The 13239-nt window shown below is 70.9% G+C and carries 11 protein-coding genes; 10 read left to right on the top strand and 1 reads right to left on the bottom strand.

The genetic code is table 11. From position 1 onward, the window contains the following. Nucleotides 1–10 precede the first annotated feature (10 nt). Nucleotides 11–1366 (top strand): replication-associated recombination protein A, encoded by a 1356-nt coding sequence (locus ACFYYF_RS22110; protein WP_388778182.1) that lies wholly within the window; start codon nucleotides 11–13, stop codon nucleotides 1364–1366. A gap of 340 nt (nucleotides 1367–1706) precedes the next feature. Continuing rightward, on the top strand, nucleotides 1707–2321 hold the full coding sequence (gene rpsD / locus ACFYYF_RS22115; RefSeq protein ID WP_037621164.1) for a 30S ribosomal protein S4: 615 nt from the start codon (nucleotides 1707–1709) through the stop codon (nucleotides 2319–2321). A gap of 39 nt (nucleotides 2322–2360) precedes the next feature. On the opposite strand, the gene ACFYYF_RS22120 is transcribed toward rpsD, so the two are convergent. Further along, nucleotides 2361–4529 carry an ATP-binding protein gene (locus tag ACFYYF_RS22120; protein ID WP_388778185.1) on the bottom strand — a complete coding sequence of 723 codons (2169 nt, stop codon included), beginning with the start codon at nucleotides 4527–4529 and terminating at the stop codon, nucleotides 2361–2363. Between the two features lie 161 nt (nucleotides 4530–4690). Here ACFYYF_RS22120 and ACFYYF_RS22125 point away from each other — a divergent pair, with 161 nt between their 5' ends. The 8 genes from ACFYYF_RS22125 (at nucleotide 4691) to aroC (ending at nucleotide 13222) form a co-directional block, all read left to right on the top strand. Continuing rightward, on the top strand, nucleotides 4691–5125 hold the full coding sequence (locus ACFYYF_RS22125) for a DUF948 domain-containing protein (RefSeq protein ID WP_361679130.1): 435 nt from the start codon (nucleotides 4691–4693) through the stop codon (nucleotides 5123–5125). A gap of 7 nt (nucleotides 5126–5132) precedes the next feature. Next, a complete protein-coding gene (locus ACFYYF_RS22130) occupies nucleotides 5133–5489 on the top strand; it encodes a DUF6167 family protein (protein WP_388778187.1) in 357 nt (118 codons plus the stop codon). Then, nucleotides 5489–8161, top strand: coding sequence for an alanine--tRNA ligase (alaS, locus tag ACFYYF_RS22135; protein WP_388778189.1), 2673 nt, complete (start codon nucleotides 5489–5491; stop codon nucleotides 8159–8161). The genes ACFYYF_RS22130 and alaS overlap by 1 nt, the downstream gene beginning before the upstream one ends. A gap of 12 nt (nucleotides 8162–8173) precedes the next feature. Further along, complete coding sequence (gene ruvX, locus ACFYYF_RS22140; protein WP_365486198.1) at nucleotides 8174–8638, top strand: Holliday junction resolvase RuvX; 465 nt, start codon at nucleotides 8174–8176, stop codon at nucleotides 8636–8638. Nucleotides 8639–8760: 122 nt separating this feature from the next. Beyond that, nucleotides 8761–10605, top strand: a complete 1845-nt coding sequence (mltG, locus tag ACFYYF_RS22145; protein WP_388778193.1) for an endolytic transglycosylase MltG — start codon at nucleotides 8761–8763, stop codon at nucleotides 10603–10605. Continuing rightward, complete coding sequence (locus ACFYYF_RS22150) at nucleotides 10586–11434, top strand: shikimate dehydrogenase (RefSeq protein ID WP_388778196.1); 849 nt, start codon at nucleotides 10586–10588, stop codon at nucleotides 11432–11434. Before mltG ends, ACFYYF_RS22150 begins: the two co-directional genes overlap by 20 nt. A 42-nt stretch (nucleotides 11435–11476) precedes the next feature. After that, nucleotides 11477–11863 carry a hypothetical protein gene (locus ACFYYF_RS22155; RefSeq protein ID WP_388778199.1) on the top strand — a complete coding sequence of 129 codons (387 nt, stop codon included), beginning with the start codon at nucleotides 11477–11479 and terminating at the stop codon, nucleotides 11861–11863. 174 nt (nucleotides 11864–12037) lie between these two features. After that, on the top strand, nucleotides 12038–13222 hold the full coding sequence (gene aroC, locus ACFYYF_RS22160; RefSeq protein ID WP_388778202.1) for a chorismate synthase: 1185 nt from the start codon (nucleotides 12038–12040) through the stop codon (nucleotides 13220–13222). Nucleotides 13223–13239 lie beyond the last annotated feature (17 nt).

The raw sequence follows: 13239 nt of genomic DNA on the forward strand, positions 1-13239 counted from the left end.
GGTTCCTGACGTGGAGCCCGACCTGTTCACCGCCGCCGCGGAAGACCGCCAGGAGAAGGACCCGTCCAGCAGCCCCCTGGCCGTACGGATGCGCCCCCGCACCCTCGACGAGGTCGTGGGGCAGCAGCATCTGCTGAAGCCGGGCTCGCCCCTGCGCAGACTGGTCTCGCAGGCCGGCGGCGGCCCGGCCGGACCGTCCTCGGTGATCCTGTGGGGCCCGCCGGGCACCGGCAAGACGACCCTCGCGTACGTGGTCTCCAAGGCCACCGACAAACGCTTCGTGGAACTCTCCGCGATCACCGCGGGCGTCAAGGAGGTGCGCGCGGTCATCGACGGCGCCCGCCGCGCCGCGGGCGGCTACGGCAAGGAGACGGTCCTCTTCCTGGACGAGATCCACCGCTTCAGCAAGGCCCAGCAGGACTCCCTGCTCCCGGCGGTGGAGAACCGCTGGGTGACCCTGATCGCCGCGACCACCGAGAACCCGTACTTCTCGGTGATCTCGCCGCTGCTCTCCCGCTCCCTCCTGCTGACCCTCGAACCGCTCACCGACGACGACCTGCGCGGCCTGCTGCGCCGGGCGCTGGCCTCGGAGCGCGGTCTCAGGGACTCCGTGGCCCTGCCCGGCGACAGCGAGGACCATCTGCTGCGCATCGCCGGCGGTGACGCCCGCCGTGCCCTGACCGCCCTGGAGGCCGCCGCCGGTGCGGCGCTGGACAAGGGCGAGCCGGAGATCACCCTCCAGACGCTGGAGGCGACGGTCGACCGCGCCGCCGTGAAGTACGACCGCGACGGCGACCAGCACTACGACGTGGCGAGCGCGCTCATCAAGTCCATCCGCGGCTCCGACGTGGACGCCGCCCTGCACTACCTGGCCCGGATGATCGAGGCGGGCGAGGACCCCCGCTTCATCGCCCGCCGGCTGATGATCTCCGCCAGCGAGGACATCGGCCTCGCCGACCCGAACGCCCTGCCGATAGCCGTGGCCGCCGCCCAGGCCGTCGCGATGATCGGCTTCCCGGAGGCCGCGCTCACCCTCAGCCACGCCACCATCGCCCTCGCGCTGGCCCCGAAGTCCAACGCCGCCACGACCGCCATCGGCGCCGCCCTGGAGGACGTGCGCAAGGGACACGCGGGTCCGGTGCCGGCCCATCTGCGCGACGGGCACTACAAGGGCGCGGCCAAGCTCGGGCACGCCCAGGGGTACGTGTATCCGCACGACCTGCCCGAGGGCATCGCGGCCCAGCAGTACGCCCCCGAGGAGCTCGCGGACCGGGAGTACTACACCCCGACCCGGCACGGCGCCGAGGCGCGGTACGCCGACGCGGTGGAGTGGACCAGGAAGCGCCTCGGTAGAGGGCGCTCCTGAGCACCCTGTACGATGACTCGAAGCACTGCGTCCCGTGTCCGGCTCCGGCCGGCACCACCAGAACGGGACAAGCAGTCGGAGCCCCCGCCTCCACGGGGGGATTCCAGGAGCGTCGCGCACCGTCGAAGGTGTCGCGGGCAACCCACCACCACCCGGATCTCCGGGACCGGTCGGTGGGTCACTCGCGTGCTGCACGTATGTGCCCAGACCCAGGAGCGGCTGCCCGCCCCGTCCACGTGGATCTCCACGACGGCGAGGAGGGTTTCCCGGGCTGCGGATTGCGACCTCCCCTAACCCTGGTGAAGCCGTATTCGCATCAGAAACATGAGGTGTTTGGTTCATGGCGAACCAGTCCCGCCCCAAGGTCAAGAAGTCGCGTGCGCTCGGTATCGCGCTGACCCCGAAGGCTGTCAAGTACTTCGAGGCCCGCCCCTACCCGCCGGGTGAGCACGGCCGTGGCCGCAAGCAGAACTCGGACTACAAGGTCCGTCTGCTGGAGAAGCAGCGTCTGCGCGCGCAGTACGACGTGTCCGAGCGTCAGCTCGTCCGCGCCTACGAGCGTGCCTCCAAGGTCCAGGGCAAGACCGGTGAGGCCCTGATCATCGAGCTGGAGCGTCGTCTCGACGCGCTGGTCCTGCGTTCGGGCATCGCCCGCACGATCTACCAGGCCCGCCAGATGGTCGTTCACGGCCACATCGAGGTCAACGGCCAGAAGGTCGACAAGCCCTCGTTCCGCGTCCGTCCCGACGACGTCGTGATGGTCCGCGAGCGCAGCCGCAGCAAGACGCTGTTCGAGGTTTCCCGCGCCGGTGGCTTCGCCCCCGACGGCGAGACCCCGCGCTACCTCCAGGTGAACCTCGCCGCCCTGGCCTTCCGCCTGGACCGCGAGCCGAACCGCAAGGAGATCCCGGTGATCTGCGACGAGCAGCTCGTCGTCGAGTACTACGCCCGCTGATCTTCTTACAGCGGACGCGGTACCACCCAAGCGTCGGCGTCAGCCCGTCGTCTCCCCGCCCTTCGAGGTGGGCGAGACGGCGGGCTTTCGCACGTCCGGGGGCAGCCTGCGCGGCGAGGGCACCGCCCCGAGCTGCGGCACCCCGGCACCGCCCAGCGCCCGGGCGACCGCCGCGTCCTGCCCGAGCAGCGCACCGGCCCGTACGCACTCCTCGTACCGCTCGTCGCCCAGCTCCTGCCGGGAAAGGGCCGCACAGCGCTCGTGCGGCGCGTTGTAGTACGCCGAGCCGAACAGCGGCAGGCCCACCGACGGCCACATCCGCGACGCCGCGCCCTGGAGCACCGCGGCCTCGGCCGGATCGCCCTCCACCACCGTCACCAGCGCGAGCAGCTCCACCGCGAGCACGGCGCCGAGCAGATCGTGGAAGCCGTGCGCGATACCGAGGCCCTGCTCCAGCAGTCCGCGCGCCCGCGTCTGATCGCCCTCGGCCTGGGCCTGGTAGGCGAGGACGTACAGCGCGTACGCCAGCGCCCAGCGCTCCCCGTGGTCCTCGCAGACGCCGCGGACGTCCTCGCACAGCCTCACCGCGCCCGGCATGTCGCCCTGGAAGGCGAGCGCCATCGCCAGTTCGATCTGGCCCATCAGTACGTTGCTGTTGAGCTCGCCGATCTCGTGATAGCGGTCCAGCGCCGAGCGCAGCAGCTTCTCGGCGCGCGCCATGTCGTCCGTGACCAGGGCCAGGCAGCCGGTGCGATGCTCGGCGTACGCGACCGCGACGGCGTTCTCGCAGCGCTCCGCCTCGTCGCGGCACTCCTGGAGCGCGGACAGCGCGGGCACCGAGTCCCCCTGGAGGACCGCCACATAGCCGAGCACCCACAGGGCCTTCAGCCGTGACTGGTCACGGTCGCCGTCGAGTTCGACACTGCGCTCCAGCCAGTGCCGGCCCTCGGAGAGCCGGCCGCAGCCGACCCAGTAGAACCACAGGGCGCCGGCCAGATACTGGCCCAGATGCGCGTCGTCGGGTTCGCCGAGCGAATACTCCAGCGCGCACCGCAGGTTCGGCAGCTCCGTCTCGACGCGCACCGCCACCTCGGCCTGCCGCGGCGAGAACCAGTCCAGCTCGCACCAGGTGACCAGTCCCATGTACCAGTCGCGGTGGCGTCTGCGCAGCCGCTCGGCGTCGCCCGTGGCCGTCAGCCAGTGCGCGCCGTAGGCCCGGACCGTGTCCAGCATCCGGTAGCGCACGCCGGCCGCCGTCTCCTCGCGCGAGAGCACCGACTGGGCGAGCAGTTCGCCGAGCACGTCCAGGACGTCGTCGGCGTGCAGTCCGTCCCCGCTGCACACGTACTCCGCGGCTTCCAGGTCGAACTGCCCGGCGAACACCGAGAGGCGTGCCCACAGCAGCCGCTCTTCCGGTGTGCACAGCTCGTGACTCCAGCCGATCGCCGTCCGCAGGGTCTGGTGCCGCGGCGGCGCGTCGCGCACCCCGCCGGTCAGCAGCCGGAACCGGTCCTCCAGCCGGGCGAGCAACTGCGCGGGGGAGAGGGCGCCGACGCGTCCCGCCGCCAGTTCCAGCGCCAGCGGGATCCCGTCCAGCCGCCGGCACAGCTCCCGGACGTCGGCGCCGTTGCCCTCGTCCAGCGCGAAGCCGGGCACCCGGGCCGCCGCCCGGTCCGCGAACAGCTCCACCGCCTCCGTCTCGGCCAGCGGAGCCAGCGGGAACACCCGCTCGCCCGCGATGCCCAGCGGCCTGCGGCCCACGGCCAGCACCCGCAGTCCCGGCGCCCGCCGCAGCAACTCGCCCACGAGCGAGGCGCTCTCGTCGACCAGGTGCTCGAAGCCGTCCAGGACGAGCAGGAGACGGTGCCCGGCGACGTGGTCGAGCAGCACCCGGCGCGGCGGCTTCGCCGTGTGGTCCGTCAGGCCGAGGGCCTCGGCCACGGCGTACTCGACGAGTGCCGGGTCGTGCACCGCGGACAGGTCCACGTGCCACACCCCGTCGCACGGCTCCGTCCCCGCCGCCGCGTGCGTGGCGAGGCGGGTCTTGCCGACGCCTCCCATGCCGGTCACGGTGACCAGGCGGACCGCGTCCAGCGCCTCGGCCAGCCGCGCGAGCTCGGCGGAACGCCCCACGAACGCGTCGAGTTCCAGTGGCAGATTGCCGGGTGCGGCAGGACCGGAGTGTCGGGCGGGGTGAGAACGCTGCATGAGATACGGAGCGTACTGACCCGTTAGCGCTCCGTACAATCGGTTCCCGCAACTCCACACTCCGGAGCGGATAAATGCGGTACGGAGCCCCGGCCCCGGCGCGATAGGCTCGGGTGACGACTTTTCGATGTTCAGGCACACAGTCAGGGAGCGGGTGCACAGTGTCCGGTGGTGAGGTGGCCGGGATCCTGGTGGCCGTCTTCTGGGCGATCCTGGTCTCCTTCCTCGCCGTCGCGCTGGTGAGGCTGGCCCAGACGCTCAGGGCGACCACCAAGCTCGTGGCGGACGTGACCGACCAGGCCGTCCCGCTCCTTGCGGACGCCTCGGCGGCGGTGCGCTCCGCGCAGACGCAGATCGACCGGGTCGACGCCATCGCGTCCGACGTCCAGGAGGTCACGTCCAACGCCTCGGCGCTGTCGACGACCGTCGCCTCCACGTTCGGCGGCCCGCTGGTCAAGGTCGCGGCGTTCGGGTACGGCGTGCGCCGGGCCATCGGAGGCCGTCGAGACAATGTGCCCGACAAAGCGTCCCGGCGTACCGTGATCGTGGGCCGCACCGTCCCGTCCACGCGGCGGGGAAAGCGGAAGAAGGACTGACGCAGCGATGTTCCGCCGTACGTTCTGGTTCACCGCGGGCGCAGCCGCGGGTGTATGGGCCACCACCAAGGTCAACCGCAAGCTCAGGCAGCTCACCCCCGAGAGCCTCGCGGCGCAGGCCGCGAACAAGGCGATCGACGCGGGCAACCGCCTCAAGGAGTTCGCGCTCGACGTCCGCGACGGGATGGCCCAGCGAGAGGCCGAACTCGGCGAGGTGCTCGGTCTGAACGCGGACCCGGATCCCGAACTGCCGCCCCAGCGCCGTATCGCCGCGATCGGCGGCGGCGAGCGGTCCGGCAGCAACAAGCAGATCAAGTACATCGACAACACGACGTACACGTACAACCGGAATGAGGACCACTGATGGAGTCGGCTGAAATCCGCCGCCGCTGGTTGAGCTTCTACGAGGAGCGCGGTCACACCGTCGTCCCTTCGGCGTCGCTCATCGCGGACGACCCGACTCTGCTCCTGGTCCCCGCCGGCATGGTCCCCTTCAAGCCGTACTTCCTCGGTGAGGTCAAGGCCCCCTGGGCCCGCGCCACCAGCGTGCAGAAGTGCGTGCGCACGCCCGACATCGAAGAGGTCGGCAAGACCACGCGCCACGGCACGTTCTTCCAGATGTGCGGCAACTTCTCCTTCGGCGACTACTTCAAGGAAGGGGCCATCACCTACGCCTGGGAGCTGCTCACCTCGCCCCAGGACAAGGGCGGTTACGGCCTCGACCCCGAGCGCCTGTGGATCACGGTCTACCTCGACGACGACGAGGCCGAGACCATCTGGCGCGACAAGATCGGTGTCCCGGCCGAGCGCATCCAGCGTCTGGGCAAGAAGGACAACTACTGGTCCATGGGTGTCCCGGGCCCCTGCGGTCCGTGTTCCGAGATCAACTACGACCGTGGCCCCGAGTTCGGCGTCGAGGGCGGCCCGGCCGTCAACGACGAGCGCTACGTGGAGATCTGGAACCTGGTCTTCATGCAGTACGAGCGCGGCGAGGGCATCTCGAAGGACGACTTCGAGATCCTCGGCGAGCTGCCCAGCAAGAACATCGACACCGGCCTCGGTCTCGAGCGCCTCGCCATGATTCTGCAGGGCGTGCAGAACATGTACGAGATCGACACCTCCATGGCCGTCATCAAGAAGGCCACCGAGCTGACGGGTGTCGAGTACGGCGCCGCCCACGCCTCGGACGTGTCGCTGCGTGTGGTCACCGACCACATGCGCACCTCCGTCATGCTCATCGGCGACGGTGTGAGCCCCGGCAACGAGGGCCGTGGCTACGTGCTGCGCCGCATCATGCGCCGCGCCATCCGCAACATGCGCCTGCTCGGCGCCACCGGACCGGTCGTCAAGGACCTCATCGACGTCGTGATCGGCATGATGGGCCAGCAGTACCCGGACCTGGTCACCGACCGCCAGCGGATCGAGACCGTGGCCCTCGCCGAGGAGGCCGCCTTCCTCAAGACGCTGAAGGCCGGCACGAACATCCTCGACACGGCCATCACCGACACCAAGGAGTCCGGCGGCACGGTCCTCGCCGGCGACAAGGCCTTCCTCCTCCACGACACGTGGGGCTTCCCGATCGACCTCACCCTCGAAATGGCCGCCGAACAGGGCCTGTCGGTGGACGAGGACGGCTTCCGCCGTCTGATGAAGGAACAGCGGGACAAGGCCAAGGCCGACGCCCGCGCCAAGAAGTCCGGCCACGCCGATCTCGGCGCCTACCGGCAGATCGCCGACGCCGCCGGAGAGACCGACTTCGTCGGCTACGACGGCACCGAGGCCGAGTCGACGATCGTCGGCATCCTCGTGGACGGCGTCTCCTCCCCGGCCGCCACCGAGGGCGACGAGGTCGAGATCGTCCTCGACCGCACCCCCTTCTACGCCGAGGGCGGCGGCCAGATCGGTGACACCGGCCGCATCCGGGTCGACTCCGGCGCGATCATCGAGATCCGCGACTGCCAGAAGCCCGTCCCCGGCGTGTACGTCCACAAGGGCGTCGTCCAGGTCGGCGAGGCCACCGTCGGCGCCAAGGCCCAGGCCACCATCGACGTCCGCCGTCGCAAGGCCATCGCCCGCGCCCACTCGGCCACGCACCTGACCCACCAGGCGCTGCGCGACGCCCTCGGCCCGACGGCCGCCCAGGCCGGTTCCGAGAACCAGCCCGGCCGCTTCCGCTTCGACTTCGGCTCCCCGTCCGCCGTCCCGACGGCCGTGATGACGGACGTCGAGCAGCAGATCAACGAGGTGCTGGCCCGCGACCTGGACGTCCAGGCCGAGGTCATGAGCATCGACGAGGCCAAGAAGCAGGGCGCCATCGCCGAGTTCGGCGAGAAGTACGGCGAGCGCGTCCGCGTCGTGACCATCGGCGACTTCTCCAAGGAGCTGTGCGGCGGCACGCACGTGCACAACACCGCCCAGCTCGGCCTGGTGAAGCTGCTCGGCGAGTCGTCCATCGGCTCCGGCGTGCGGCGCATCGAGGCCCTGGTCGGCGTCGACGCGTACAACTTCCTGGCCCGTGAGCACACGGTCGTCGCCCAGCTCCAGGAGCTGGTGAAGGGCCGTCCGGAGGAGCTTCCGGAGAAGGTCTCCGCCATGCTCGGCAAGCTGAAGGACGCCGAGAAGGAGATCGAGAGGTTCCGCGCGGAGAAGGTCCTCCAGGCCGCCGCTGGTCTCGTCGAGTCCGCCCAGGACGTGAACGGCGTGGCCCTGGTGACCGGTCAGGTCCCGGACGGCACGGGCGCCGACGACCTGCGCAAGCTGGTCCTCGACGTGCGCGGCCGCATCCAGGGCGGACGGGCCGCCGTCGTGGCCCTGTTCACCGTCGTCGGCGGCAAGCCCCTGACGGTCATCGCCACCAACGAAGCCGCCCGCGAGCGCGGCCTGAAGGCCGGCGAGCTGGTCCGCGGCGCCGCCAAGACCCTCGGGGGCGGCGGCGGCGGCAAGCCGGACGTCGCCCAGGGCGGCGGCCAGAACGCCGCCGCCGTCGGCGAGGCCATCGACGCGGTCCGGCGCCTCGTCGCCGAGACGGCGAAGTAAGGGCTCGCGGACATGCGCAGAGGACGTCGGCTCGCGATCGACGTCGGGGACGCCCGGATCGGGGTCGCCTCGTGCGACCCCGACGGGATCCTCGCGACGCCGGTGGAGACGGTCCCGGGACGTGACGTCCCGGCCGCCCACCGCCGGCTGCGGCAGCTCGTCGAGGAGTACGAGCCGATCGAGGTCGTCGTCGGGCTCCCTCGCTCCCTCAAGGGGGGCGAGGGCCCTGCCGCGGCCAAGGTCCGCGCCTTCGCCCAGGAGCTCGCGGAAGGGATTGCTCCTGTTCCGGTTCGGCTCGTGGATGAGAGGATGACGACGGTCACGGCCAGTCAGGGCTTGCGCGCCTCGGGCGTGAAGTCGAAGAAGGGCCGGTCGGTGATCGACCAGGCGGCAGCCGTCGTGATCCTTCAGCAGGCCCTGGAATCCGAACGGGTGTCAGGCAAGTCGCCCGGCGAGGGCGTCGAAGTGGTCATGTGATCGCGATACGGTAACGTTCCGCCCGATGCGGTGGTGTTCGAACAGCCGTCGCACAGTAAGAGGCGGACGGGAGCCGGGCCAGACGAGCCGGCCGCTGCCGGCTCGCGGCTCGTAGGGGATCGATGACTGAGTATGGCCGGGGCCCTGGCTCCGAACCGTGGCATCCGGAGGACCCGTTGTACGGGGACGGCGGATGGGGCGGGCAGGCCGCCGACGGCCAGTCCGCCTACGACGGCGGCCAGCAGCAGCACTATCCGCAGCAGCAGGGCGACTGGGGCCAGGGTCAGCAGTACCAGGGCCAGCAGCAGTACCCGGCACAGGGCCAGCACGGGCAGTACCCCGGCCAGCAGCAGTACCAGGGCCAGCAGTTCCAGGGCCCGCAGCAGTACCCCGGTCAGCAGCAGTACCCGGGGCAGGGCCAGCAGCAGTACCAGGGGCAGCAGCAGTACGACGGTCAGGGCGGGCAGTACCCCGGTCAGGGGCAGCAGCAGTACCCGGGGCAGGGGCACCAGCAGTACGACGGCCAGGGCGCGCAGTACCCCGGTCAGGGGCAGCAGCAGTACGCCGACAGCGGTACGGGCGCGCAGCGGCAGGTGCCGTACGCGGCCGACCCCTCCGACCCCTACGCGGGCCAGTACGCGGCCGAGCAGCCGGACTCCTACACCACGCCCGACGCCTATCCGCCGCCCGAGCCGCCGGCCCGGCGCCGTGCCGAGCCCGAACCCGAGCCGGACTGGGACCCGGGACCGGACCAGGGCGAGCACGCCTTCTTCGCCGGTGACGACGATGACGACGACTTCGACGAGGACGACGACCCCAAGAAGCGCCGGGGCCGCGGAGACCGCAAGGAGCAGCGGGGCGGCGGCAAGGAGCGCGGCGGCAAGGGCAAGAAGCGCCGCAGCGGCTGCGCGTGCCTGGTGGTCGTCATGGTCTTCGGCGGCGGTCTCGCCGGAGCCGGCTATTTCGGCTACGACTATTACCAGAATCGTTTCGGCGCACCCCCGGACTTCTCGGGCGAGGGCTCGGGACAGGTCTCCGTCGAGATCGGGAAGGGCGAGGGCGGTTACGTCATCGGCCAGAAACTCAAGGCCGCCGGTGTCGTCAAGAGCGTGGACGCGTTCGTGTCCGCCCAGGCGGAGAATCCCAAGGGCAAGTCGATTCAGGCCGGCGCCTACATCCTGCGCAAGGAGATGTCGGCCAAGAGCGCTGTCGAGCTGATGCTCGACCCCAAGAGCCAGAACAATGTGACCGTGCCGCCCGGTGCGCGCAATTCCCAGGTGTACAAAGCCATCGACACGAAGCTCGGGCTCGCCAAGGGCACGACGAGTGCCGTCGCGAAGAAGAAGTACAAGACCCTCGGGCTGCCGAGCTGGGCGAACACCAACAAGGACATAAAGGACCCCTTGGAGGGGTTCCTCTACCCGCTCACGTATCCCGCCGCCAAGGGCATGAAGCCCGAGGCGGTGCTGAAGAGCATGGTCGCGCAGGCCAACAAGAAGTACACGGCGTTGGGTCTGGTGGCGAAGGCGAAGACGCTCAAGCTCGACAACCCCCTTCAGGTGGTCACGGTCGCGAGCCTGGTCCAGGCCGAGGGCAAGACGCACGACGACTACCGCAAGATGGCCGAGGTCGTCTACAACCGCCTGAAGAGCACCAACACCGAGACCAATCAGAAGCTGCAGTTCGACTCGACCTTCAATTACCTGAAGGGCCAGAGCGAGATCAATATCGGCGAGTCCGAGATCAACAGCAATCCGGACCCGTACAACACGTATTACCACCGGGGTCTGCCGCCCGGTCCGATCGGCAATCCGGGCGACGACGCCTTCCGGGCGGTGTTCAACCCCACGAAGGACGGCTGGATGTATTTCGTGGCGACCGACGGTCAGAACAACACGGAATTCGCCAAGACGCTGGCCCAGTTCGAGAAACTGAAGGACAAGTTCAATGCCAGCTCGGGCAACTGACGCACGCCGGGCGGCCGTGCTCGGTTCACCGATCGCGCACTCCCTCTCGCCGGTGCTGCACCGCGCCGCGTACCGGGAACTGGGCCTCGGCGCGTGGACGTACGACCGCTTCGAGGTCGACGAGGAGTCGCTGGCCGCCTTCGTCGGGGGCCTCGGACCGGAGTGGGCCGGGCTGTCGCTGACGATGCCGCTCAAGCGGGCCGTCATGCCGCTGCTCGACGAGATCAGCGAGACGGCCGCCTCCGTCGAGGCGGTCAACACCGTCGTGTTCACCGAGGACGGGCGCCGCGTCGGCGACAACACCGACATCCCCGGGATGGTCGCCGCCCTGCGCGAGCGGGGGATCGAGCAGGTCGACTCGGCCGCCGTCCTCGGCGCCGGCGCCACCGCCTCCTCCGCGCTGGCCGCCCTCGCGCGGATCTGCACGGGTGAGGTCGTCGCGTACGTCCGGAGCCGGGAGCGGGCCGCCGAGATGCGGCAGTGGGGCGAGCGCCTGGGCATCGAGGTGCGCACCGAGGACTGGGCCGACGCCGGACAGGCGCTGCACGCGCCGCTGGTGATCGCCACGACTCCGGCCGGGACCACGGACGCGCTGGCCGCCGCCGTCCCGGGCCGGCCCACGACCCTCTTCGACGTGCTGTACGACCCCTGGCCGACCGACCTCGCGGCGCGCTGGTCCGCGTACGGCGGAGCCGTGGTCGGCGGACTCGACCTGCTCGTGCACCAGGCGGTGCTCCAGGTGGAGCAGATGACCGGGCGGCACCCGGCCCCCGTCGGTGCCATGAGAAAAGCGGGGGAACATGCGCTCGCTTCCCGTAAGATCCGCTGAGTTCCGCACGGGGCGGAGCACGGGGTTGGGGGAGTCAGGTACATGACCAGCGTGTCCACCGGGGTGCCACTGGCGTCCGGCAAGGGTGAGATCTTCGAGCTCGTCCTGAAGTTCATGCCCGACTGGGTGCAGATCGCGGTGCTCGTGCTGATCGTGGCCGCCGTCCTCGGCTCGTGGACCCTGAAGCTCATACGCAAGATCCGGTACTGGCGTGCCGTGCGGGCGGGTGTTCCCGTGCACGCCGCGGCGCAGTACGGTCAGGGCCGCGGAGCGGACTACCTGGGCGCCTACGCCCCGCAGAGCCGGCCCGACGAGCCCGCGCAGACCCCGGCCCCCGCCCCGGCCCCCGCCCCGGCCCCCGCCGGGCGGAGCGGCGCCGACTTCCTCGGCAGCTACGCGCCGGGGCAGGGGCAGGACGGGGCCCGCTGAACCCGTCGTCCGCGTCCGTCTGTCCCGTCTGATGGACCTGCGGCCGGTTTCCTCCCCCGGACGTGAAAGGATCGGACCCGGCGGGCCAGGGCCGCGCACCCGGTCGCGCCGTCGCCGTACGCGAGCACACGTGTACGCAGCAGCAGTACCAGGGCGCGAGGATGAGGAGCACCGTTGAGCAGGTTGCGCTGGCTGACCGCGGGGGAGTCCCACGGACCCGCACTTGTCGCGACGCTGGAGGGCCTTCCCGCCGGCGTGCCGATCACCACGGAGCTGGTGGCGGACCACCTCGCCCGGCGGCGCCTGGGCTATGGACGCGGTGCCCGGATGAAGTTCGAGCGTGACGAGGTCACCTTCCTCGGCGGCGTCCGGCACGGCCTCAGCCTCGGCTCCCCGGTCGCGATCATGGTCGGCAACACCGAATGGCCCAAGTGGGACCAGGTCATGGCGGCCGACCCGGTGAGCCAGGAGATCCTCGACGGTCTCGCCCGCAACGCCCCGCTGACCCGTCCGCGGCCCGGCCACGCCGACCTCGCCGGCATGCAGAAGTACGGCTTCGACGAGGCCCGGCCGATCCTGGAGCGCGCCTCCGCCCGCGAGACCGCGGCCCGCGTCGCACTCGGCGCCGTCGCCCGTTCGTACCTGAAGGAGACGGCGGGGATCGAGATCGTCTCCCACGTCGTGGAACTCTGCTCCGTCAAGGCTCCGAAGGGCGTGTACCCCACCCCCGCCGACGTCGACCGCCTCGACGCCGACCCGCTGCGCTGCCTCGACGCCGACGCCTCGAAGGCGATGGTGGCCGAGGTCGACCAGGCCCACAAGGACGGTGACACCCTCGGCGGTGTCGTCGAGGTGCTCGCGTACGGCGTTCCCGTGGGCCTCGGCTCGCACGTGCACTGGGACCGCAAGCTGGACGCCCGTCTCGCCGGCGCCCTGATGGGCATCCAGGCGATCAAGGGCGTCGAGATCGGCGACGGCTTCGAGCTGGCCCGGGTGCCCGGCTCCCAGGCCCACGACGAGATCGTCGGCACGCCCGAGGGCATCAGGCGGACGTCGGGCCGCGCCGGCGGCACCGAGGGCGGTCTGACCACCGGCGAGCTGCTGCGCGTCCGTGCCGCGATGAAGCCGATCGCCACCGTGCCGCGCGCGCTGGCCACCGTCGACGTCGCCACCGGCGAGGCCGCCAAGGCCCACCACCAGCGCTCCGACGTCTCCGCCGTGCCTGCCGCCGGCATCGTCGCCGAGGCCATGGTCGCCCTCGTCCTCGCGGACGCGGTCGCCGAGAAGTTCGGCGGCGACTCCGTCACCGAGACCCGCCGGAACGTCCGGTCGTACCTCGAGAACCTGGCCATCCGGTGACCGCCCCACGGCTGGTC

Origin of the sequence: Streptomyces sp. NPDC001914 (assembly GCF_042891215.1) — a bacterium.
GTDB lineage: Bacteria > Actinomycetota > Actinomycetes > Streptomycetales > Streptomycetaceae > Streptomyces.

Excerpts from the sequence above, each read along its gene's own strand:
- ACFYYF_RS22130 (WP_388778187.1), top strand. The coding sequence starts at position 5,133 with ATGTTCCGCCGTACGTTCTGGTTCACCGCGGGCGCAGCCGCGGGTGTA.
- alaS (WP_388778189.1), top strand. The coding sequence starts at position 5,489 with ATGGAGTCGGCTGAAATCCGCCGCCGCTGGTTGAGCTTCTACGAGGAG.
- ACFYYF_RS22120 (WP_388778185.1), bottom strand. The coding sequence starts at position 4,529 with ATGCAGCGTTCTCACCCCGCCCGACACTCCGGTCCTGCCGCACCCGGC.
- ACFYYF_RS22155 (WP_388778199.1), top strand. The coding sequence starts at position 11,477 with ATGACCAGCGTGTCCACCGGGGTGCCACTGGCGTCCGGCAAGGGTGAG.
- rpsD (WP_037621164.1), top strand. The coding sequence starts at position 1,707 with ATGGCGAACCAGTCCCGCCCCAAGGTCAAGAAGTCGCGTGCGCTCGGT.
- ruvX (WP_365486198.1), top strand. The coding sequence starts at position 8,174 with ATGCGCAGAGGACGTCGGCTCGCGATCGACGTCGGGGACGCCCGGATC.
- ACFYYF_RS22150 (WP_388778196.1), top strand. The coding sequence starts at position 10,586 with ATGCCAGCTCGGGCAACTGACGCACGCCGGGCGGCCGTGCTCGGTTCA.
- mltG (WP_388778193.1), top strand. The coding sequence starts at position 8,761 with ATGACTGAGTATGGCCGGGGCCCTGGCTCCGAACCGTGGCATCCGGAG.